The sequence below is a fragment of the Streptomyces sp. S4.7 genome, from assembly GCF_010384365.1.
Classification (GTDB): Bacteria; Actinomycetota; Actinomycetes; order Streptomycetales; family Streptomycetaceae; genus Streptomyces.
This window is the reverse complement of the sequence record NZ_CP048397.1, coordinates 5,260,535-5,280,899: the sequence shown is the minus strand read 5'-3', so window position 1 is coordinate 5,280,899 and position 20,365 is coordinate 5,260,535. Positions and strand designations below refer to the sequence as shown.

General features: G+C 70.4%; 21 protein-coding genes. 10 read left to right on the top strand and 11 right to left on the bottom strand.

Features of this window, described 5'->3' with window-relative positions; translation table 11 throughout:
* Positions 1–48: 48 nt before the first annotated feature.
* Complete coding sequence (locus SSPS47_RS23720) at positions 49–378, bottom strand: ATP/GTP-binding protein (RefSeq protein ID WP_147873820.1); 330 nt, start codon at positions 376–378, stop codon at positions 49–51.
* 210 nt (positions 379–588) lie between these two features.
* Between SSPS47_RS23720 and SSPS47_RS23715 the strand changes: the two genes are divergently transcribed.
* Positions 589–1,614: an LLM class flavin-dependent oxidoreductase gene (locus SSPS47_RS23715; protein ID WP_164252791.1), complete on the top strand. Its 1,026-nt coding sequence runs from the start codon at positions 589–591 to the stop codon at positions 1,612–1,614.
* Positions 1,615–1,720: 106 nt separating this feature from the next.
* On the opposite strand, the gene SSPS47_RS23710 is transcribed toward SSPS47_RS23715, so the two are convergent.
* Positions 1,721–2,113, bottom strand: coding sequence for an SCO5389 family protein (locus SSPS47_RS23710; protein WP_069629932.1), 393 nt, complete (start codon positions 2,111–2,113; stop codon positions 1,721–1,723).
* A gap of 213 nt (positions 2,114–2,326) precedes the next feature.
* Between SSPS47_RS23710 and nucS the strand changes: the two genes are divergently transcribed.
* On the top strand, positions 2,327–2,998 hold the full coding sequence (gene nucS / locus SSPS47_RS23705) for an endonuclease NucS (protein ID WP_164252790.1): 672 nt from the start codon (positions 2,327–2,329) through the stop codon (positions 2,996–2,998).
* A gap of 74 nt (positions 2,999–3,072) precedes the next feature.
* On the opposite strand, the gene SSPS47_RS23700 is transcribed toward nucS, so the two are convergent.
* Positions 3,073–3,582 carry a MarR family transcriptional regulator gene (locus SSPS47_RS23700; protein ID WP_164252789.1) on the bottom strand — a complete coding sequence of 170 codons (510 nt, stop codon included), beginning with the start codon at positions 3,580–3,582 and terminating at the stop codon, positions 3,073–3,075.
* Between the two features lie 128 nt (positions 3,583–3,710).
* Here SSPS47_RS23700 and SSPS47_RS23695 point away from each other — a divergent pair, with 128 nt between their 5' ends.
* On the top strand, positions 3,711–4,136 hold the full coding sequence (locus SSPS47_RS23695; protein ID WP_164252788.1) for a Rid family hydrolase: 426 nt from the start codon (positions 3,711–3,713) through the stop codon (positions 4,134–4,136).
* Between the two features lie 128 nt (positions 4,137–4,264).
* Here the strand turns inward: SSPS47_RS23695 and SSPS47_RS23690 are convergent, their stop codons facing one another.
* A complete protein-coding gene (locus tag SSPS47_RS23690) occupies positions 4,265–5,686 on the bottom strand; it encodes a glycosyltransferase family 1 protein (RefSeq protein WP_164252787.1) in 1,422 nt (473 codons plus the stop codon).
* Positions 5,687–6,040: 354 nt separating this feature from the next.
* Here SSPS47_RS23690 and SSPS47_RS23685 point away from each other — a divergent pair, with 354 nt between their 5' ends.
* Entirely contained in the window at positions 6,041–7,024 is a 984-nt protein-coding gene (locus tag SSPS47_RS23685; RefSeq protein WP_164252786.1) for a pyridoxal-phosphate dependent enzyme, read from the top strand.
* 25 nt (positions 7,025–7,049) lie between these two features.
* Here SSPS47_RS23685 and SSPS47_RS23680 read toward each other — a convergent pair whose 3' ends face one another.
* The 4 genes from SSPS47_RS23680 to SSPS47_RS23665 form a co-directional block, all read right to left on the bottom strand.
* The gene (locus SSPS47_RS23680) at positions 7,050–9,614 is read right to left on the bottom strand and encodes an ATP-binding protein (protein ID WP_164252785.1); all 2,565 of its coding nucleotides are present in this window, start codon (positions 9,612–9,614) and stop codon (positions 7,050–7,052) included.
* Positions 9,615–9,872: 258 nt separating this feature from the next.
* Entirely contained in the window at positions 9,873–10,196 is a 324-nt protein-coding gene (locus tag SSPS47_RS23675; RefSeq protein ID WP_147873827.1) for an STAS domain-containing protein, read from the bottom strand.
* Positions 10,197–10,430: 234 nt separating this feature from the next.
* Positions 10,431–11,279 (bottom strand): 3-hydroxyacyl-CoA dehydrogenase family protein, encoded by an 849-nt coding sequence (locus SSPS47_RS23670; protein WP_147873828.1) that lies wholly within the window; start codon positions 11,277–11,279, stop codon positions 10,431–10,433.
* 167 nt (positions 11,280–11,446) lie between these two features.
* A complete protein-coding gene (locus SSPS47_RS23665; protein WP_147873829.1) occupies positions 11,447–12,085 on the bottom strand; it encodes a TetR/AcrR family transcriptional regulator in 639 nt (212 codons plus the stop codon).
* 91 nt (positions 12,086–12,176) lie between these two features.
* Between SSPS47_RS23665 and SSPS47_RS23660 the strand changes: the two genes are divergently transcribed.
* The 3 genes from SSPS47_RS23660 to SSPS47_RS23650 are packed head-to-tail and all read left to right on the top strand — an operon-like array spanning position 12,177 to position 14,343.
* Positions 12,177–12,959 carry an ATP-binding cassette domain-containing protein gene (locus SSPS47_RS23660; protein WP_164252784.1) on the top strand — a complete coding sequence of 261 codons (783 nt, stop codon included), beginning with the start codon at positions 12,177–12,179 and terminating at the stop codon, positions 12,957–12,959.
* Between the two features lie 12 nt (positions 12,960–12,971).
* Positions 12,972–13,748, top strand: a complete 777-nt coding sequence (locus tag SSPS47_RS23655) for an ABC transporter permease (RefSeq protein WP_239065025.1) — start codon at positions 12,972–12,974, stop codon at positions 13,746–13,748.
* 22 nt (positions 13,749–13,770) lie between these two features.
* Complete coding sequence (locus SSPS47_RS23650; RefSeq protein WP_164252783.1) at positions 13,771–14,343, top strand: cob(I)yrinic acid a,c-diamide adenosyltransferase; 573 nt, start codon at positions 13,771–13,773, stop codon at positions 14,341–14,343.
* Positions 14,344–14,552: 209 nt separating this feature from the next.
* Here SSPS47_RS23650 and SSPS47_RS23645 read toward each other — a convergent pair whose 3' ends face one another.
* The gene (locus SSPS47_RS23645) at positions 14,553–15,131 is read right to left on the bottom strand and encodes a hypothetical protein (protein ID WP_164252782.1); all 579 of its coding nucleotides are present in this window, start codon (positions 15,129–15,131) and stop codon (positions 14,553–14,555) included.
* Positions 15,132–15,292: 161 nt separating this feature from the next.
* Between SSPS47_RS23645 and SSPS47_RS23640 the strand changes: the two genes are divergently transcribed.
* The 3 genes from SSPS47_RS23640 (at position 15,293) to SSPS47_RS23630 (ending at position 19,229) form a co-directional block, all read left to right on the top strand.
* Positions 15,293–16,648 carry a histidine kinase gene (locus tag SSPS47_RS23640; RefSeq protein ID WP_239065024.1) on the top strand — a complete coding sequence of 452 codons (1,356 nt, stop codon included), beginning with the start codon at positions 15,293–15,295 and terminating at the stop codon, positions 16,646–16,648.
* Positions 16,530–17,162 carry a response regulator transcription factor gene (locus tag SSPS47_RS23635; protein WP_239065326.1) on the top strand — a complete coding sequence of 211 codons (633 nt, stop codon included), beginning with the start codon at positions 16,530–16,532 and terminating at the stop codon, positions 17,160–17,162. Before SSPS47_RS23640 ends, SSPS47_RS23635 begins: the two co-directional genes overlap by 119 nt.
* A gap of 204 nt (positions 17,163–17,366) precedes the next feature.
* A complete protein-coding gene (locus SSPS47_RS23630) occupies positions 17,367–19,229 on the top strand; it encodes a glycoside hydrolase family 18 chitinase (RefSeq protein ID WP_239065023.1) in 1,863 nt (620 codons plus the stop codon).
* Between the two features lie 83 nt (positions 19,230–19,312).
* On the opposite strand, the gene SSPS47_RS23625 is transcribed toward SSPS47_RS23630, so the two are convergent.
* Together SSPS47_RS23625 and SSPS47_RS23620 are read right to left on the bottom strand one after the other, a co-directional pair.
* Entirely contained in the window at positions 19,313–19,759 is a 447-nt protein-coding gene (locus SSPS47_RS23625; protein ID WP_147873835.1) for a DUF2550 domain-containing protein, read from the bottom strand.
* Between the two features lie 133 nt (positions 19,760–19,892).
* Positions 19,893–20,267 carry a F0F1 ATP synthase subunit epsilon gene (locus SSPS47_RS23620; protein WP_147873836.1) on the bottom strand — a complete coding sequence of 125 codons (375 nt, stop codon included), beginning with the start codon at positions 20,265–20,267 and terminating at the stop codon, positions 19,893–19,895.
* Positions 20,268–20,365: the final 98 nt, after the last annotated feature.

Sequence of the window (20,365 nt, the reverse complement as noted above, 5' to 3'; positions counted from 1 at the left end):
AAAACACGCCCTCGGTCCTGTCCGGCGCCGCCAACTCGGAGGCGGGGCTCAGAACTTCGGCGCGTTACGGGACCGCTGCACCCGCGAGGTGCGGCGGTCCTTCGCGTTCCAGCACGCCTTGTGCCAGTGCCGCCGGTCGTCCACGCCGCCGTACTCCGGCCACGCCACCACGTGCGGCACACCCGAGGGGATCTCCTGGTCGCAGCCGGGGCAGCGGTACCGCTTGCCCACGGCGTTCGCGCCGGCCACCTGACGGACCGCCCACTCCTCGCCCTGCCAGGACTCGGTCCGCTGGAACCCGCCGTACCGGTCCGACGTCCCACCGTCGTGGTCGGTCGGGGTCTCGCCGCCTCGGGGGCGGTTGCGGCGCGGGGACACATGACACCTCACGGGGCAGACAGCACGGTTCCCCTCCAGCGTACGGGCCGCTCTCCCGGTGCCGGGCCGGCACCGCGTGAGGCCGCGGGCACCCGCACGGTGCAGTTAGCGGACAATCGCAACAACTTCCGTGGCGCCCGTGCCCATGGCACGTGTCAGACGTTAATGCCTGTAGGGGGAGACGCGTCAGCCGCAAGGAGGCAGAAGGCGATGCGAGTTGGAGCTTTTGTACTGGCCGCCCAGTTCCCGGGCCAGGGCCAGGGGGAAGCACTGCACAGAGCCGTACGTACGGCGGAGGTCGGCGAGGAGGCCGGGCTCGACTCGGTCTGGCTGGCCGAGCACCACTTCGTGCCGTACGGCACGTGCCCGTCGGCGGTGACACTGGCCGGGCTGCTCCTGGGGCGTACACAGCGTCTACGGGTGGGTACGGCGGTCAGCGTGTTGCCGAACACACATCCAGTGATACTCGGCGAGCAGGCGGCGCTGCTGCATCTGCTCTCCGGCGGGCGGTTCTCGCTCGGGGTGGGCCGGGGCGGCCCGTGGGTCGATCTGGAGGTCTTCGGATCGGGACTGCGGGCGTACGAGCGGGACTTCCCCGAATCGCTCGACCTGCTGCTGCGGTGGCTGCGCGAGTCACGCGTGTCGGCGGACGGTGAGCGCTACCGCTTCCGTGAAGTCCCCGTGGTACCGAGGCCGGACGAGCTGATCGCGGACGCCGGCCCCGAGGTGGTCGTCGCCTGCACGTCGGCGAGGAGCGTACGGCTCGCGGCCGAGCGCGGACTGCCGATGCTGCTGGGGATGCACTGCGGGGACGAGGAGAAGGCCGAGATGGTGGCCCTGTGGCGTACCCATGCCATCGCCTGTGGCCACACCCCCGAGGAGGCCGACGGCGCCGGTCATGTGTCCGCGGGCGTGGCGCAGATCTCCGACGGCCGTGCGGAGGCGACGGAGACGCTGGTGAAAGCCATGCCCGGCTGGCTGCGGGAAGGGCTCGAAGCACATGTGACGGTCGACGGCAGGCACAGGTCCATGCGTGATCCCGTCGCGTACACGGAGTTGCTGTGCGGGCTGCATCCGGTGGGCTCCCCCCGGCTCGCCGCCGACCGCCTCGCGGCCACGGCGGAACGCACCAAAATCACACGCTTCGCACTGCTCGTCGAGGGCTCCGGGGACCTGGCGGCCACGGAGGAGAACGTACGGAGGATCGGGGCCGAGGTACTGCCACAGCTGTGCTGAGGCGGCGGCGGGCCCGTCCCCCCGGGGGCGCACGACGGGCGTCGGGCGGATCCCTGTGTCGGCCCAGGAATCCGCCGGCGGACCGAAGCCGTGCGGCCCGAAGGCGTCAGCAGTCCCGGAGCTCCGGGGACTGGTTGAGCAACTGCCCCCTGACGGAAGTGAAGCGGGCGAGCCTCTCGTCGACCGAGGGGTCCAGCGGGAACACCGCGACCCGGTGACAGTTCTGGAATGCCAGGCGCACCCCGAAGTGACGCTGAAGCGCACCGCGGATCGCGTCACTGGCGAGCGCGCGCAGCAGCTGACCACGTGCCTGCTCGTCCGGCGGCGGCGTCTGGTTGTCGGCGAACTCTCCGCCGTCCACCTTCAGCTGGGCCACCAAGGAGCTGATCATCTCCCACGCGAACGGCAGGGAGGTCCGGACGCAGTCGACGAATTCGGCTTCGTCGACCTCGCCTCGCTCGGCCTGCTCCAAGAGTGCCGGTGAGACGTCGAGCGACATGGGTTCTCCTCTCGCGACCCCGAAATATCGGGGCCTTACGGGCAGGGAAGGGGGAGACGACGACGCAGCGTGCACGAGCGGCGACCTCCTGCATCCACGTTATGCGTGCTGTCCGGACCGCACCAGGCGAATGGGAACACAACCGGCCACAGACGAACGGGGCTTGAGGGGCGAATCACTGCGTACGCCGACAGTCGAGTAGCGTTGCGGACCATGCGCCTCGTCATCGCCCGCTGCTCCGTCGACTACGCGGGCCGGCTCACCGCCCACCTGCCCGCCGCCCCCCGTCTGATCCTGGTCAAAGCCGACGGGAGCGTGTCGATCCACGCGGACGACAGGGCGTACAAACCGCTGAACTGGATGTCCCCGCCCTGCACCCTCAAAGAGGGCACAGGTGACGATGTCGGGGTATGGACGGTCGTGAACAAAGCGGGCGAGAAACTGATCATCACGATGGAGGAAATCCTCCACGACTCGTCACATGAACTCGGTGTCGATCCGGGCCTGATCAAGGATGGCGTGGAAGCACACCTCCAGGAGCTCCTCGCCGACCGCATCGAGACACTCGGCGACGGCTACAGCCTGATCCGCCGCGAATACCCGACCGCCATCGGCCCGGTGGACATCCTGTGCCGCGACTCGGACGGCGCGACGGTCGCGATCGAGATCAAACGCCGGGGCGACATCGACGGCGTGGAGCAACTGACGCGCTACCTCGACCTGTTGAACCGCGACCCCCATCTCTCCCCGGTCCGCGGCCTGTTCGCGGCCCAGGAGATCAAACCCCAGGCCCGTGTCCTCGCGACGGACCGGGGCATCGGATGCGTGGTGCTGGACTACAACGCGCTGCGCGGCATCGAGGACGACAAACTGCGGCTGTTCTGAGCCCTGCCGCCGGACGGCGGCGGCGCGCCCGGCGCCGCCGCCTCCTCGTCCCGGGTCGTCGCCGCGAACGACTGTCAGCCGAAGTCGTCGGGAACGATGCGTAGCTTCTGCGCGATGCGGGCGAGGGCCTTCTGGTCGGCCGTGTTGAGCGAGTCGAGGACGATGCGGCGTACGGCGCGCAGGTGTGTGGGCGCCGCCTGGCGCACGATGTCGAAACCCGCGTCGGTGAGTTCGGCGAGGGTGTAACGGCCGTCGGCCGGGTCGGGTGTCCGTACGACCAGGCCCCGCTGTTCGCAGCGCTTGACGACGTTGGACAGGCGCGAGAGCGACCCGCTGGCGAGGAAGGCCAGCTCCCCCATCCGCAGCCTGCGCCCCGGGGCCTCGGAGAGATGGCTGAGCACGAGGTACTCGAACAGGGTGAGGCCGTGCGCCTGCCGCAGCGGCGACTCCAGCTTGGCCGGCAGCAGCAGGACCAGGGAGATCAGCCCCGTCCACGCCCCCTTCTCCTGCTCGTCGAGCCATCGCGGCTCCTCGTCGTCCTCGTGTCCGCCCGTGCCGCCCATGGGCCCTCCCGTACCGCTCATCGATCTTCCCGTCCCTCCGGCGACGCCCGCCATCACTTTGCGCTTGAAGTTATTCGTTGCTACTCTCACTTTACGCGTGAACTCATGCCAGAGGGAACGCACCTCTGCGGACAGGAAGAGGAAGCATCATGAGCACCGTCTCCTTCGGCATCACTGCGGGCTTCGGCGAGAAGCTGCACGAGGCCCACGGCTACAGCGGGGCCGTCCGCGTCGGCGACCGGGTCGAGACCTCCGGTCAGGCCGGGGTGGACGACGACCTGGTCGTCCCCGACTCGCTGGAGGACGAGATCATCCAGGCTTTCGACAACGTGGAGCGCACGCTCGCCACGGTCGGCGCGACATGGAAGGACGTCATCCACGTCAACTCCTACCACAAGGTCGCACCGGGGGACGACGCCATCGGCGAGGACCACAACAGGGTCATGACCGAGCAGTTCCGCCGTCGTCTCGACGGCCGCGCGCCGATCTGGACCGAGACCGGCGTCACGGTCCTCGGTCTCGCCGCCATGCGCGTGGAGATCCGCGTCACCGCCGTCGTCGGCTCCGGGAACTGAACCGCGCCTCTCGGCGACGGGCGGGCGCCCGGAGACCGGGGCGGCGGCCCGCCCCCTGCCCGGCTGTACGCCCACTGGAGCCGCTGCCGCCGCCACGAGATCGCACTCGGCTCGGGAATGTCCCGCGATCAGTAACTCGCGCCGATATCCATCCCGTCGGCGTTTCCGTCACTCCCGGAACCACTGACCTCGTTCGCCATCTCCTGGAGAAGCTTTCGCCACGGATTCGGATCGAATGACCGCAGAACATGTTCCTTGTCCCGCTTCAGAGCTTCACGGACCGTGAAATCACCGTGCCGGTTCTTCGCCATCAGATCGAGCAGCCGGTCGGCCGCCGCCGGAATCCCCGTACGGTCCGGCACCCTGACGCAGCTGCTCCGTGTCCCGTAAATATCCTCGAAGCAGTCGTATTCGGTGACGGCGCACGGCACTTCCGCGATGGCGGCCAGCGCCGGCCCGAGACCGACGCTCTCCACGTCCGAGGTGTTGGGGGTGAAGAGCACCGCTCCCCCGCTGTCCCGGCACAGACCCAGCAGGTCGATCTCGTCGAGCCGCCAGCGGCCCGCGGCGTCCTGATGGCTCGACAGCGGCACCCCGTCCAGAAAGACCACGTCGTCCTCCACCTTCAACTCCCGGACGGCGGAGACCACCTCACGGGCGTACGGCGGGTCCTCGTCCAGACTGCCGAACACCAGTAGGCAGGGCACCGGTGTCCCCCGCTCCGTACAGATCCGCTTCATCTCCGCGAACATCGAGACCGCTATCTCCACCCCCTTCACCTGGAACACCCTCACGGGCGCCAGCAACAGCGGCCGTTCCGGGGCCAGTTGGTGCTGTGCCAGGAAGGCCGCGTGCCGGTCCCCCGGCTCCCGCGCTCGCAGCGTCGGCAGTACGTTCGGCAGCGTCGTCGCCTCCAGCTCCGTCGGATATCCCGCCACCTCCTCCGCCAGCGCGGGAGAGACGACGGCCCAGCGGTGACAGGGATGCGTCCCGGGCACGGGCGTGAACTCGTTCGGCGACGCCGGGTACACCCGGGCCCCGTCCTCGAAGATCGCGCAGGTGCCGAAGAGGTCGTGGTCCCAGAACAGCACCCCGCCCGGCACCCCGGGGGGCCAGCGGCGGGCAGCCGCCCGGTGCAGGCCGAGGGTCACCGGGACGGCGTCGGAGAGGGTCATGTTGACCGCGCAGACCCAGTCGACGTCGTGTTCCTCGAACCAGCGCGTGAAGTACTCCTCGTACGGTCCGGCGAGCGACTCGACGGCGGCGCGCGGCTCCGCGCGTGCCTCGTCGTCCAGTGTGTCGGCCCGTGCCACCGCCGCGCGGATCCGGGTCATCTCACGCATCAGCTCCGCGCGGCCGGCGCCGAGGGGCACGGTGTCACTGGTGGACATCCAGTCGGGATACACACTGTGCTCGGCGCCCCGCGGGAAGAAGTGCTGCTTGTCGGGCCGCCAGGAGAAGCCGAGATCGGCCACCACCGGCAGCTCAAGACTCCCGTTTCCCAGCTCGGACTCGATCACGTTGCGGAAGATGGTGAGCAGACCGCTCACAGGCAGGCCATCTCCTGATATCAGCGCCAGTTTCATCGAAAACCTCTCTTCTGAGGGTGATGGACTGAATCTCAATACCGAGGCTTCTTGTGCGCGCACATGGGGACATGGGGAATTGCCGAAGAATGCGGGCATGCTGACGGGGCCGCGAGGCGGCAGGTTCACGTCTCGATTTCTCGTGGTGCACCGGTCGGCGAGATACGCCTTCCTGCTCGTCCGGGTCCGACGACGGCCAATGACCTAGGTTCCACGTGCAATTAAGCTACGGTTGTGATTCAAGAGGTGTCAAGCAGCCATTGATCAATGGGTAGTTGGGGCTGATCCGTCGGCGCCACCGCACTACGCTGCCGTGTCATGGAGCGGACTCGTCTCGACATCGACCGGATCCGGGCGGCCCGGCGGGTGATCGATCCCGTCTTTCTCGATACTCCGCTGTACCGGTGCGAGGCGCTGGAGGCCGGGCTCGGGTGTGCGGTGAGTATCAAACTCGAAACGGCGAATCCGGTGCGCAGCTTCAAGGGCCGCGGCACCGAGGTGGTCGCGGGTCGACTGGCCGGCGGAGGTGCACAAGCCGTGGTGTGCGCCAGTGCGGGCAACCTCGGGCAGGCCCTCGCGTGGTCCGGGCGCGGCCGGGGGATCGATGTGTCCGTCGTGGCGTCCCGCTTCGCGACCGCGACCAAGCTCGATCGCATACGCGCGCTGGGCGCCAGGCTGGAACTGGTCGACGGCGACCACGAGTTGGCCCGTGAGCGGGCTGCGGACATCGCCCGGTACGAGGGAATCCGGCTGGTCGAGGACAGCCTGGACATCGAGACGTGCGACGGCGCCGCGACCATCGGTCTGGAACTGGTGGGCACCGCGCCGTCGTTCGACACCGTCCTGGTCGCTCTCGGCGGCGGGGCGCTGGCGACCGGTGTGGGGTATGTGGTGAAGGCCCTGGCGCCCGGGGTCGAGGTGATCTGCGTCCAGCCGCTGGGCGCACCGGCGATGACACTCTCGTGGCGCCAACGGCGCGTCGTCACGACCGGGTCGACCGACACCATCGCCGACGGCGTCGCGGGCCGGCGTCCCGTCCCCGCCGTCCTGGACGACCTGCTGCTCGTCGCCGACGACGCCGTCCTCGTCCGGGAAGCGTCGATCGTCGCCGGTATGCGGATGCTCCTGGACCACGCGGGACTCGTCGTCGAGCCGTCGGCCGCGCTCGGCGTCGCGGCGGTCCTCGAGGACCGGGAGCGCTTCGCCGGCCGGCACGTGGTCACCGTCGTCTGCGGCAGCAACGTGGACGTGGACGCCTATCACCGCTGGGTCGGGCCGGCGTCCGCGCCGCCCGGGGCCTGACGGCCCCGGGCGCTGTGCGGGGCGGTCAGATCACCGGCGACGTCGCGTCCGCGCCGTCCGTCGTGCCCGTCGTGCCCGTCGTGCCCGTCGTGCCCGTCGTACCTTCCGTGCTCTCCGTCGTCGCCGAGTCCGACGGCGCGGCGGACGTCGGTTCCACCGGCACGCCCACCGTCGCCGACTCCGGTGGCGGTGCCGGGGTCGTCGACGTCGGCGGAGGTGAGGTCGGCGTCGACGGCGGAGGCGACGTGGGGGTCGACGGGGAGGGGCTGGAGTCCGTCGGATCGGGGTCCGGGTCGGAGTCCGTGGGGTCGGGGTCCGGGTCGGAGGGATCCGGCTCGTCGTCCGGCTCCGACGGGTCGTCGGACGGGCTGTCGCCCGGGTCCTGCGACTCGGATCCGCCGCTCGTGCCGGGCGTCGGCGCGCCCGCACTCGTGGTGCCGGGAGCGCCGCCCGGCTCGGCGGGCTTCTCCGTGCTCGCGTCCGCGGGCGTCTCGGTGTCGTATCCGGTGCCGTCGTCGTCCTCCGCCGAGTGGTCGGTCTGGACCCGGTCCGTCGGTGTGTCGTTCCCCGACGCCCCGAGCGTGACGACCGTGCCCAGTACGGCGGCGAGCACCGCGCCCGCGCCGGCGGCGACCAGGTTGCGGCGGGCCCCGCCCAGCACCGGGCGGCGCCGGCGTGCGGACGGCGCACCGGTGGGGGCTCCCGCCGCCGGGGTGTCGTCGCGGCGGGTGACCAGCGTCAGCCGTTCGTCCGGCGACGGCGGCTTCAGGACGGGTACGACCATGGACACGCCGCGCGACGGCGACACCGACGGTTCGGCGTCGGCCTTGCGGGACGCGGCCGGCGTGTTCCCGTTCTCCCGGTCGGAGACCAGGGCCAGCGCCCTGCGCCCGGAGACCGTGCCCCGCTTGTCCGCCACCGCGCCGCGCATGCTGATGGAGGTCTCCAGCTCGGCGCGGGCCCGGTCCAGGCGCCCGACGCAGAGCGCGAGAATCCCCAACTCGTGGTGGAAATAGGCTTCTTCGGCGACCTCTCCGGCGATCCTGGCCGCCTCCTGGCCGATCCGCAGCGCGCGCTCCCAGGCTCCCCAGTGCAGCCCCGCCATGAAGGCGGGCGCCGCTCCCCTGGCCAGCAGGACGGCGGCGCTCGCGTGCCCCGGCTCCCCGCTGGACACCAGGGGGGTGATCGCGGCGAGGAGCGCGTCCGCCTCGGATGCGGCCCGCCGGGGGGTGACCGACGGATGACCGGCCCACCAGGTGAAGTGCTGGACGGCGGTGTGCGCGCGGGACGTGGCCTCGACTCCGTATCCCTGCGCCTCCAGTTGGGCGAGCGCCCCGGCGGCGAGCCGGTAGCGCGGTCCCACGGGCGAGAGGAGCCCGGCGTTCATGAGTTCGCCGACGGCGGCGTCGGCGTGGGTGTCGCCCACCAGCGCCGGCAGATGGGCCTGGTGCGGCACCTCGCCGCCGAGCGCGACGGCGAAGCGCAATGTCTCACGCGCGGCCTCGCCGAGCCGGGAGGCGAGCAGCACGGCGGGCGCGGCGCCCTCGCCGAGGGTGGGCAGCGGTACGTCGTGCTGCCCGTCGGCGGTGAGCCCGTCGCGCTCGGACGGACTCTGGTCCCGGCCGTACGGCACGTCGTCCAGTTCGTGGACGAAGACCCCGTCCGCCTCGTACGCACCGGGTCCGGCGCGCAGGCTGTCGCGTCCGCGCAGCAGTGCGCCCGCCTGGACGAAGCGCTGCGGCAGGCCCTCGGACTCGAACCAGAGGTCACCGGCCCAGTTGGCCTCCTCGTCGGTGAGGGGGCGTCCCGTGGCGCGCTCCAGCAGGTCGAGCGAGGCGGCGCGGCCGAGGCCGCCGAGCAGGACCTCTTCGAGCCGCGAACGGCTCATGGGGGCGTCCACGTCGGGGGTGACCGCGAGGAGGAAGGCGCATTCGGGCGCGGCTTCGAGGAGTTCGTCCAGCGGGTCGCCGCCGAATTCGAGGTCGTCGAGTACGACGACGGCGCCGATACCGCGGACGAGTCCGAGCAGTCCGGCGCGGTCGGGGCGGTGCAGCACGGACCGGTACACGGCCGCGTACAGCTCGTACAGCAGCTCGGTGACGGTGCGGTGGTGGCCGGAGAGGCGTACGACCCCGTCCGGGGCCAGCTCCTCGCAGTCGGCGGCGACGGCTTCGAGAAGTGCGGTACGGCCGGAGCCCGCCGAGCCCGTGAGGCGTATGGAGTGGCCGCGCCCCAGCAGCCCGACGAGCCGCTCGCGCTCCTCCTGACGCTCCAGCAGCGGGAACGGGGGCGCGCCGGGACCGGGCGGTATGGGCGGCCGTCCGGCCCTGCGCTGTTCGGCGCGCTCGTCGGCGTCGAGCCTGACGGGGGTGGGCGGCTGCGATCCGGGCGGGCAGGGCTCGATCTCGCTGCCGTCGACCGGGTTGACGGTGATCAGGAAGTCGCCCGAGATCAGCTCGACGGTGCGGGCGGGCGCCGGGTGCGACAGCCACGGGTTCGGACGGTCGGCGCCGTCCGCGGGTCTGTCGTCGGCGCGCCCGGCACCCTCGGGACGCGGGTCCGCGGGGTGGGTCGGGTCGGTCGGGTTCATCGTCAAAGCCCCCCAGATCGTGGCGTGCGGTTGCCCTTCCGGCCTCGCACGCCCCGCTGTCGCTTCTGGTCCGGTGCCCGCCGCACGGGTTGTTGGTCGGCCGACGGCCGAAACCCTAAACCTCCGCACAGTATCCAGGAACAGCCGGGGTGCCACCCCGTCCGAGACGTCACGGTCTCGTGAGGATTGTGCGTGGCTCCCCGGCCGCGGGCGCCGGACGGGCGACGCCCGCGGTCCGGGCGTTCGGAGGTTCGGGCGTCAGACTCGCGGAAGCGATTCTGCTGCGATACCGCCCTCGATGGCGAGGATGCGGTGCAGCCGGGTGGCCACCAGCAGGCGCTGCATCTGGGTGGGCACGCCGCGCAGGACGAGTCTGCGTCCGCAGCGTCCGGCTCTGCGGTGCGCGCCCATGATGACGCCGAGACCCGTGGCGTCCCAGGAATCCAGTCCGGTCAGATCGAGCACCAGGTCGCCGGCTCCGTCGTCGACGGCCGTGTGCAGGACCGTACGGGCGTCCGCCGCGCTGCGGACGTCGAGGCGGCCCTCGACGACCAGCTCGGCGTGGTCGCCCCTGATGTACATATGCGCTCCCCGAATGCCTCTGTGCTCCGCGTCTGTGTGCTCGGTCTGTGTGCGACGCGTCCGTGCGACGCGTCCGTGCAATGTCTTCGTGCGATGTCTCTGTGCAACACCTGACAGCCGTGCGGCTGCGGAAGTTGCCGTCCGTGAGCGAACTGATACCGAATTCACCCGGTGGGGTGAGGAGCGACCGGTCGATGTCGCTCGGCGCCCGCCACTCCACTCGCCGGCGGGGACTCAGTGCTTGTAGAAGCCCTGCCCGCTCTTGCGCCCGATGTCACCCGCGTCCACCATCCGGCGCATCAACTCGGGCGCGGCGAACTTCTCGTCCTGCGACTCGGTGTAGATGTTGTCGGCGGCGTGCAGCAGGATGTCGACGCCCGTGAGGTCGGCGGTCGCGAGCGGCCCCATGGCGTGGCCGAAGCCGAGCTTGCACGCGATGTCGATGTCCTCGGCGGTGGCGACGCCCGACTCCTGGAGCTTGGCCGCCTCGACGACCAGGGCGGTGATGAGCCTGGTGGTGACGAAGCCCGCGACATCACGGTTGACGACGATGCAGGTCTTGCCGACCGATTCGGCGAACTCCCGTGTGGTGGCGAGGGTTTCGTCGCTGGTCTTGTAGCCGCGTACCAGTTCGCAGAGGTTCATCATCGGTACGGGAGAGAAGAAGTGGGCGCCCACGACGCGCTCGGGACGCTCCGTCGCCGCCGCGATCTTGGTGATCGGGATCGCCGAGGTGTTGGAGGCGAGGACGGTGTCGTCGCGGACGAGCTTGTCGAGCGCGCGGAAGATCTCGTGCTTGATGTCGAGCTTCTCGAAGACGGCCTCGACGACGATGTCGGCGTCTGCCGCGGCGTCCAGGTCGGTGGTCGTGGTGATCCGGGCGAGCGCGGCGTCCGCGTCCGCCTCTTCGAGCCTGCCCTTGGCGACGAATCTGGCGTACGAGGCGCGGATCGCGTCCTTGCCACGGGCCAGGGCCTCGTCGGTCACATCTCGCAGGACGACGTCCCAGCCCGCCTGGGCCGAGACCTGCGCGATTCCGGACCCCATGAGTCCGGCACCGATGACGGCGAGCTTCCTGGCCACGACGTACCCCTTGATTTCCGCTCCGGACCCGCGTGTGCCTTAACACACGCTTTACATTTGCTCTCTGCCGGAGGTTATCGGTCGTGAGGTGCGCTGTGGTGGTGAAGAGATGCGCGTCACGTCTCACATGACGGACATCACATCCGCAGACGACACGAGTCGGCCCATCACCCTTGCCGTACAGCGTACTTGAGCACCTTCTCGCCCAGTACTTCCTCGATGTCGTCCAGCAGCACGAGCGCTTCGCGCGAGGTGTCCTCCGGGGTCCGGCCGGCCAGCATCCGGCGTCCGACGAACGCCATGAGCGTGCCGTGCGCCCAGGCGAGTTGACCGGCGACCAGGGTGGGCAGCGTGTCCGAGTCGTCGGCGCCGGTCTCCTCGCGGAGCGTCGCCTCCAGATGGACGAGCAGTTCCTGCTGGATGTACCAGAGGCGGGACCTGAGCGAGTGCGACTCGTCGACGACCTTCATGAAGCGGTCGTAACCCCTGTGCAGTCCGACCGTGGGCGAGACGGTCTCGGTCAGCTCGCGCAGTTCGCGCAGGACCGCTTCCGCCGCCGACTCACCCGCGTCACGGGCCCGTACGAACCGCGAGAGCCGCTCGACGATGCCCCGGCTGCGGTCGAGGAAGAGGTCTTCCTTCGTCGAGAAGTAGTTGTAGACCGTGTTGACGGAGACGTCCGACGCCTCGGCGACCTCGGCGATGGTCACCGCGTCGAAGCCGCGCTCGACGAACAGATGTGTGGCGACGTCGGAGATGTACTGCCTGGTCTGGCGCTTCTTGCGCTCACGGAGCCCTTCGGACATGCCCCTCAGCTTACGGACGGAAGCTCGCGCCGCCGTCCCGCTGAATTTTGGAGTCGTTGCAAAATTTCAGTGACTCTGTTTTTCTGGAGCCATGCCAATCATCAGTACGGCCGGGCTCGCCCGGTCCTTCTCCAGCGGACAGGGCACCGTCGAGGCGGTGCGCGGTATCGATCTGACCGTGCGGGCCGGGGAGATCCTCGGCTTCCTCGGCCCCAACGGCGCGGGCAAGACCACCACCCTGCGGATGCTCACGACACTGCTGGCGCCCACCGGAGGCGTGGCGACGGTCGCCGGGTTCGACCTGGTCCGTGAGCCCGCGCGGGTGCGCCACAGGATCGGTTACGTGGCGCAGGCGGGCGGCGTCGACCCGCAGATCTCCGTACGCGAGGAGCTGATCACCCAGGCCCGGCTCCACCGGCTGACGAAGGCCGAAGCCGCTTCCCGCGCCGATGAGTTGGCGCGCGACCTCGACCTGTCCGACCTGCTCGACCGCAAGTGCGCCGCGCTCTCCGGCGGGCAGCGCCGGCGTCTGGACATCGCGATGGGGCTGACGCACCGCCCCGAGGTGCTGTTCCTGGACGAGCCGACGACCGGGCTCGATCCGGCCGGCAGGGCCGGGCTGTGGGAGCTGATCCGCCGTATCCGCCAGGAGCACGGCACGACCGTCGTCCTCACGACGCACTACCTCGACGAGGCCGACGAACTCTCCGACCGGCTCGTCGTCATCGACCACGGCGTGGTGGTGGCCGAGGGCGCGCCCGAGGCGCTGAAGCGCGAGTACGTCGGCTCCCCCGGCGCCTCGCTCCAGGACACCTTCCTCGCGATCACCGGACGCGCACCGGCGCCGGAAGACACCGTTCCCACAGCCGTCTAGGAGGCTCCCGTCGTGTCATCGCCCTCCCCGCTCCCCTCCTCCCTGTTCCCGGACACCGCGCTGGTCTTCGGCCGGTACGCCCGCCAGACCCTGCGCTCCAGGTTCCAGATCCTCTTCGGCATCCTGATGCCACTGCTGTTCCTCATCTTCTTCGGGCCGCTGCTGACCGATCTGCCGCTCGGTACGAGGGGGGACTCCTGGCAGATCCTGGTGCCCGGACTCGTACTCCAACTCGCCCTGCTCGGCGCCTCGTTCGCGGGGTTCTCGATCCTCATCGAGAAGCAGACGGGGGTCCTCGAACGGATGCGGGCGACCCCGGTCAGCCGGCTCGCCCTGCTGCTGGGCAGAGTGCTGCGCGACGCCGCGCTCTTCGTCTTCCAGTCGGTACTGCTGGTGCTCGCCGCGCTCGCGATGGGGCTGCGCGCGCCGCTGGGCGGGATCCTCATCGGGTTCCTGTTCGTGGGCGTCCTGGCCGCCGCGCTGGCCTCGCTCTCCTACGCGCTGGCGATGAAGGTCTCGACGCCGCAGGAGTTCGGCCCCGTCATCAACGCGCTGACGATGCCGGCGATGCTGCTGTCGGGGCTGGTGCTGCCGATGACGCTGGCGCCGGGCTGGCTGGACCTGCTGTCGCACGCCGTACCGCTGCGCTTCCTGGTGGACGCGGTACGGGCGGGGTACGTGGGCGACTACGCGAGCGCCGCGATGCTCCACGGCGTGCTGATGGCGGTGGCCCTCGCGCTGGTGTCGGTCACGATCGGCACCCGGGTCTTCCGCCGGGCCGACGCCTGACCGCGGCGTCTAGGCTGGCCGCATGGTCAATCTGACGCGTATCTACACCCGTACCGGCGACCAGGGCACCACGGCGCTCGGCGACATGAGCCGTACGGCCAAGACCGACCTGCGGATCGCCGCCTACGCCGACGCCAACGAGGCGAACGCCGTCATCGGCGGGGCGATCGCGCTGGGGCAGCTCAGGGACGACGTCGTCAAGGTCCTCGTCCGGGTCCAGAACGACCTCTTCGACGTCGGAGCCGACCTCTCCACACCGGTGGTCGAGGCGCCCGAGTACCCACCGCTGCGGGTCGAGCAGCCGTACATCGACAAGCTGGAGGCGGACTGCGACCTCTTCCTGGAGGAGGTCGAGAAGCTGCGCAGCTTCATCCTCCCCGGCGGCACGGCCGGGGCGGCGCTGCTGCACCAGGCGTGCACGGTCGTACGGCGCGCGGAGCGCTCGACGTGGGCGGCGTTCGAGGTGCACGGGCAGACCATGAACCCGCTGACGGCCACGTATCTCAACCGGCTCTCCGACCTCCTGTTCATCCTGGCCAGGGTGGCCAACAAGGAGGTCGGAGACGTGCTGTGGGTGCCGGGCGGCGAGCGCTAGGGTCTGTCGTTCGGATCAGGCCGGATCAGGGAGCGGGGTCCGGTGCGTGCGACCGCAGGGCGGAGGAGGGAGGCATGGCGGAGCCGTGCCGACCGACGACAACGCGGCGGGCGTGCGTGCCGGGGACCGCGAGCCCGGCAAGATCCGAACGACAGACCCTAGGTCCGCTCTTCACACTGGCGCCCGGCTCACGACGCCCGGCGCCCGGACTACCGGTCGCTGTAGGACCTGGGCCGCTCGGCGGGCGCGTGGCCGCCCGGGTCCTTCTTCGGGAAGAGCGTGTAGCTGAGCGCGATCACCACGTTGATCCCGATCAGGAAGACCATCTTCCGCTGCCACATTTGGAGCGACCCGATGTTCCCGTCGGAGCCGACGTACCAGATCGCGGACTGGAGCAGACCGATCGCGATGGCCGAGGCGGCCACCCAGCGGGCCGCCGTCCTCCACTCGTGCACCATGCGGGCCTTGCCGTACTTCGGCGGCAGGACCGGCGGCGGACCGTCGGCGAACCGGTGGGCGAAGCGCGCGTCGGCCCACTTGATCAGCTGTGGGCCGAGGGCCACCGAGAAGCCGATGTAGACCGCGGCGAGACCGTGCTTCCAGTCCGGTTCGGCGCCGTTCTTGAGGTCGATCGCCGTCACGACCAGCAGCAGGACCTCCAGCAGCGGTTCGCACAGCAGCACCGCGGTCGACACGCGCGGCATTTTGGCGAAGTAGCGCAGGGCCAGTCCGATGCCCAGCAGCACCCAGAATCCGACCTCGCAGATGATGATCAGCGTGACGATCACAGCAGTCTCCCTCCGGCTCACTCCCAGTCTTCCGCCGGTCCCGGCCCCGATCGTCGTCACCAGAGACGAACCGTGACTGCATCCTTCGATGTAGCGCGCGGCCGGCCGGTCTCGGCCGGCACGTGGAGGTGCCCGCCCGTGACGCCGTGTTTGATGGTGGGGTGACCGTTCTCCCACGTCCGCACCGAGAGGACGTCCTGATCGCGGCGGCCGGTCTGCTCGGCGGCGTACTGCTCTGGGCGCTCGGACTGCACACCCAGGGGAGCGACCGGGGACTGTCCGGCTCCTGGGTGCTGCTGCCGGTCGCCGCCGTCTCCCTGGTGGAGCTGGTGCGCAGGAGCGCGCCCCGCACGGCCCTGCTGGTCGCCGCACTCGCGCTCGTCGTCGACTTCCTCACCCTGGGCAGCGTGGCGACCATCGCCATGTTCACGGACATCGTCTACGCGGCGGTGCTGTACGGCAGCCCTTCCGCCGCCCGCCGGATCCCCTGGGGCACGGCGCTGACCACGGTCGTCGTCACCGTCGCTGCCGTGAGCTGGCTCCGCTCGCCCCAGGGCCTGCTGCTCGGCGTCCTGGCCGCCGCGATCACCATCGCCCCGGCCACCACCGGCGTACTGGTGCGCAATCACCGCGACGCCGCCGAGGCCGCCCGGCTGCGGGCCGAACAGACCACGCTGCTCGCCGAGATGGACCGCACGCAGGCCGTCATGGCCGAACGCGCGCGGATGGCCCGTGAACTGCACGACATGGTCGCCAACCATCTGTCGGCCATCGCGATCCACTCCACCGCCGCGCTCTCCCTCGACGACGCGCGGATCTCCAAGGACGCGCTGGCGGTGATCCGTGAGAACAGCGTCGCCGGACTGGCGGAGATGCGGCGGCTGATCGGACTGCTGCGGGACACGGACGGCGAGCGTGCGCCGGCCCCCGCGCCGACGCTGGGGTCGCTCGACTCGCTGGTGGAGCAGGCGCGTACGAACGGCGCCTCCAGCGGTCTCACGTTCACGCTGGAGGACCGGCGGGGGGAGGGGCCGGCGCTGCCCGCGCCGGTCGAGATGGCGGCGTACCGCATCGTCCAGGAGTCGCTGACCAACGCGCTCAAGCACGCGCCGCGCGGCCCCGTGACGGTGTTCCTGGAGCGCACGAAGCGCGCTCTGCGCGTCGCTGTCGTCAGCCCGTACGGCGACCGGCCCGGCCCGCGCGCACCGGGCTCCGGCGCCGGTCTGGTCGGGATGCGGGAGCGCGTCGCCCTGCTGGACGGCGAGTTCGAGGCGGGACCGGTCGCGGCGGACGACGCCACGGGCACCACGGGCGGGGCGAACGGCACGAAGATCTGGCGGGTACGGGCGGAGTTGCCCGTCGACGAGGGGGCGGCACGGCATGACCATCCGGGTTCTGGTGGCGGAGGACCAGTCGGCGGTACGCGCGGGGCTGGTCCTGATCCTGCGCAGCTCACCGGAGATCGAGGTCGTCGGCGAGGCGGGGGACGGCGAGGAGGCCGTGCGGCTGGCCCGTGAACTGCGCCCGGACCTGGTGCTGATGGATGTTCAGATGCCCCGGCTGGACGGGGTGTCGGCGACCCGGCAGGTGGTGGCCGAGAAGCTGGCCGACGTGCTCGTACTGACGACGTTCGACCTGGACGAGTACGTCTTCGGCGCGCTGCGCGCGGGCGCCGCCGGGTTCCTGCTCAAGAACACGGACGCGCGGGATCTCATCGAGGCGGTACGGACGGTGGCACGCGGCGAGGGCCTGATCGCGCCCTCCGTGACGCGCCGGCTGATCGCGGAGTTCGCCTCACCGAAGGCCGTACGGTCACCCGAAGCGCCGGACCTCACGGTGCTCGACTCCCTCACCCGTCGCGAGCGCGAGGTACTGGCCAGTCTGGGCGACGGGCTGTCGAACGCGGAGATCGCGGTACGGCTGGACATGGCAGAAGCGACGGTCAAGACGCATGTGAGCAGGCTGCTCGGCAAGCTGGAGCTGCGCAGCCGGGTGCAAGCGGCCGTTCTGGCGCAAGAGTTGGGGATCTGAGGCGGCGGGCGTACGACCGGCGCGCCGTAAGCCCGGACAACGGACCGGCGAGCCGCCGCGCCTTTGGTCTGGACCTATTGACGATTGGTCCAGACCTCCTTACCCTCACGCCACTGACTAGTGCGCGAGCTGTCGCAAGAGTCGGGTGTCACGGACCATCCCGGACCATCCCCGATCTGTCTTGACTCACTCGAGGAGTACCCCTTGAGCACGAAGACGTCCGTCCGCAGAACCAGATTCAGATCCAGATCCGTCGCGGCGCTGACCGCACTGCTCCTCCCCCTCGCCGCCATGGTCGGCCTGGCCTCCCCCGCCGCGGCGGCCACCTCCGCGACCGCCACGTACACCAAGAAGTCCGACTGGGGCACCGGCTTCGAAGGCTCGTGGACGGTGAAGAACACCGGCACCACGACCCTCACCTCCTGGACCGTCGAGTGGGACTTCCCCGCCGGCACCGGCGTCGGCTCCGCCTGGGACGCCACGGTCACCAAGAGCGGTACCAACCACTGGACCGCCAAGAACGTCGGCTGGAACGGCACCCTCAACCCGGGCGCCTCCGTCACCTTCGGCTTCAACGGCACCGGCTCCGGCTCCGGCTCCCCGACCGGCTGCAAGCTCAACGGCGCGTCCTGCGACGGCGGCAGCGTCCCCGGCGACACGGCTCCCACCGCCCCGGGCACCCCCACCGCGAGCGAGATCACGAACACGTCGGCCAAGCTCAGCTGGAGCGCCGCCACCGACGACAAGGGCATCAAGAACTACGACGTCCTGCGGGACGGCGCGAAGATCGCCACGGTCACCGGCACGACGTACACGAACACCGGCCTGACCGCGGGCACCAGCTACTCCTACAGCGTCCAGGCCCGTGACACGGCCGACCAGAGCGGACCGGTCAGCGGCTCGGTCGCCGTGAAGACGACCGGCGGCGGTACGGACCCGGGCACCCCGCCCGGCGACCAGGTCAAGCTCGGCTACTTCACCGAGTGGGGCGTCTACGACCGCAACTACCACGTCAAGAACCTGGTGACGTCCGGCAGCGCGTCCAAGATCACCCACATCAACTACTCGTTCGGCAACGTCCAGGGCGGCAAGTGCACCATCGGTGACGCCTACGCCGCGACTGACAAGGCGTACACGGCCGACCAGGCCGTCGACGGGGTCGCCGACACCTGGGACCAGCCGCTGCGCGGCAACTTCAACCAGCTGCGCAAGCTCAAGGCCGCGAACCCCGACATCAAGGTCCTCTGGTCCTTCGGCGGCTGGACCTGGTCCGGCGGCTTCGGTGACGCGGTGAAGAACCCGGCCGCGTTCGCGCAGTCCTGCTACGACCTGGTCGAGGACCCGCGCTGGGCGGATGTCTTCGACGGCATCGACCTGGACTGGGAGTACCCGAACGCCTGCGGTCTGAGCTGTGACACCAGCGGCCCGGCCGCGATGAAGAACATGATGCAGGCCATGCGCGCCAAGTTCGGTGCCAACTACCTGGTCACCGCGGCCGTCACCGCCGACGCGTCCGGCGGCGGCAAGATCGACGCCGCCGACTACGCCGGCGCCTCGCAGTACATGAACTGGCTCAACGTCATGACGTACGACTTCTTCGGCGCCTTCGCCGCACAGGGTCCCACGGCCCCGCACTCCCCGCTCACCTCGTACCCGGGCATCCCGCAGGCCGGCTTCAACTCGGCCGACGCGATCGCCAAGTACAAGGCGCAGGGCGTCCCGGCGAAGAAGCTGCTGCTCGGCATCGGCTTCTACGGGCGCGGCTGGACCGGCGTCACCCAGGCCGCACCGGGCGGCAGCGCGACGGGCGCGGCCCCCGGCACGTACGAGGCGGGCATCGAGGACTACAAGGTCCTGAAGAACACCTGCCCCGTCACCGGCACCGTCGGCGGCACCGCGTACGCCAAGTGCGGCAGCAACTGGTGGAGCTACGACACCCCGGCGACGATCGCGACGAAGATGGCCTGGGCGAAGAGCCAGGGTCTCGGCGGAGCGTTCTTCTGGGACTTCACCGGTGACACCGCGAACGGCGAACTCGTGACGGCGATCAGCAACGGTCTGAAGTAGCACCACGCGCACAAGGCGAGGGGGACAGCGCCCGTCCGGGCGCTGTCCCCCTCGTCGCTCTCAGTGCCACGGCTTCCGGGAGCTCAGGCCACGTTCACCCGCTGGCCGGGCGGCGCCGCCTCCAGCCAGGCGAGGAAACCCGTCAGCGCGTCCTCGCTCATCGCCAGCTCCAGGCGTGTGCCCTGGTGGACGCAGCCGAGCACGACGGAGTCGGAGAGCAGCGCCAGCTCCTCCTCGCCCTCGGGGGCGCGCCGGGCGAGCACCTCGATGGCGGAGCGTTCGAGACTGCGGCGGGGCCTCGGGGCGTACGAGAAGACCCGGAACCAGTTGATGCGGTCACCGCTGTAGCGGGCGACTCCGTACACCCAGCCCTTGCCGGACGTGTCGGGCTCCTCGGCCACGTTCCAGCGCAGCGAACAGTCGAAGGTCCCCCCGGACCGCTGGATCAGCCGTCGGCGCAGCCCGAAGACGAAGAGCCCGACCGCAACCAGCACGACGACCAGTCCGCAGACAAGCAGAGCGAGGACCATCTGTACCGACCTCCTCGCCTATCGAGTAACCCGCACGAACCAACAGAAACAGGTGCCGCATCGCCTCAGCCGCGACACGGTCTGGATGACTCCAGAACGGGCCGCGGCTGAGGGTAATTCCAGAAGCGGTGCGTCAACGCACCGCCACAGCGCGCAGTCGGACGTCGGCGCGGCGCTCGGCGGCGTCGTCCTCACCCGACTTCGCGCGCTCCAGCGCGCGCTCGGCACGCTGGGCGTCGATCTCGTCCGCCAGCTCGGCGATCTCCGCGAGCAGGGAGAGCTTGTTGTCGGCGAAGGAGAGGAAACCGCCGTGCACGGCGGCGACGACCGTGCCGCCGTCGGTCGTACGGATGGTCACGGGGCCCGACTCCAGCACACCGAGCAGCGGCTGGTGACCGGGCATGACGCCGATGTCGCCGGACGTGGTACGCGCGACGACCAGGGTGGCCTCGCCGGACCAGACACTGCGGTCCGCGGCGACCAGCTCGACGTGCAGCTCAGCAGCCAAGGGTGCTCCTCGGGTCACCACCCGGCTGTGTCGCCGGGTGTCGGTCTAATTCTATGGGGTCACGATCGGCGGTTCGGAGGGGGGCGGCACGAGACCGC

Bases quoted from the DNA above. Each gene is read 5' to 3' on its own strand.
- SSPS47_RS23715 (WP_164252791.1), top strand. From the start codon at position 589: ATGCGAGTTGGAGCTTTTGTACTGGCCGCCCAGTTCCCGGGCCAGGGC.
- SSPS47_RS23710 (WP_069629932.1), bottom strand. From the start codon at position 2,113: ATGTCGCTCGACGTCTCACCGGCACTCTTGGAGCAGGCCGAGCGAGGC.
- nucS (WP_164252790.1), top strand. From the start codon at position 2,327: ATGCGCCTCGTCATCGCCCGCTGCTCCGTCGACTACGCGGGCCGGCTC.
- SSPS47_RS23700 (WP_164252789.1), bottom strand. From the start codon at position 3,582: ATGAGCGGTACGGGAGGGCCCATGGGCGGCACGGGCGGACACGAGGAC.
- SSPS47_RS23695 (WP_164252788.1), top strand. From the start codon at position 3,711: ATGAGCACCGTCTCCTTCGGCATCACTGCGGGCTTCGGCGAGAAGCTG.
- SSPS47_RS23685 (WP_164252786.1), top strand. From the start codon at position 6,041: ATGGAGCGGACTCGTCTCGACATCGACCGGATCCGGGCGGCCCGGCGG.
- SSPS47_RS23680 (WP_164252785.1), bottom strand. From the start codon at position 9,614: ATGAACCCGACCGACCCGACCCACCCCGCGGACCCGCGTCCCGAGGGT.
- SSPS47_RS23675 (WP_147873827.1), bottom strand. From the start codon at position 10,196: ATGTACATCAGGGGCGACCACGCCGAGCTGGTCGTCGAGGGCCGCCTC.
- SSPS47_RS23665 (WP_147873829.1), bottom strand. From the start codon at position 12,085: ATGTCCGAAGGGCTCCGTGAGCGCAAGAAGCGCCAGACCAGGCAGTAC.
- SSPS47_RS23660 (WP_164252784.1), top strand. From the start codon at position 12,177: ATGCCAATCATCAGTACGGCCGGGCTCGCCCGGTCCTTCTCCAGCGGA.
- SSPS47_RS23650 (WP_164252783.1), top strand. From the start codon at position 13,771: ATGGTCAATCTGACGCGTATCTACACCCGTACCGGCGACCAGGGCACC.
- SSPS47_RS23625 (WP_147873835.1), bottom strand. From the start codon at position 19,759: ATGGTCCTCGCTCTGCTTGTCTGCGGACTGGTCGTCGTGCTGGTTGCG.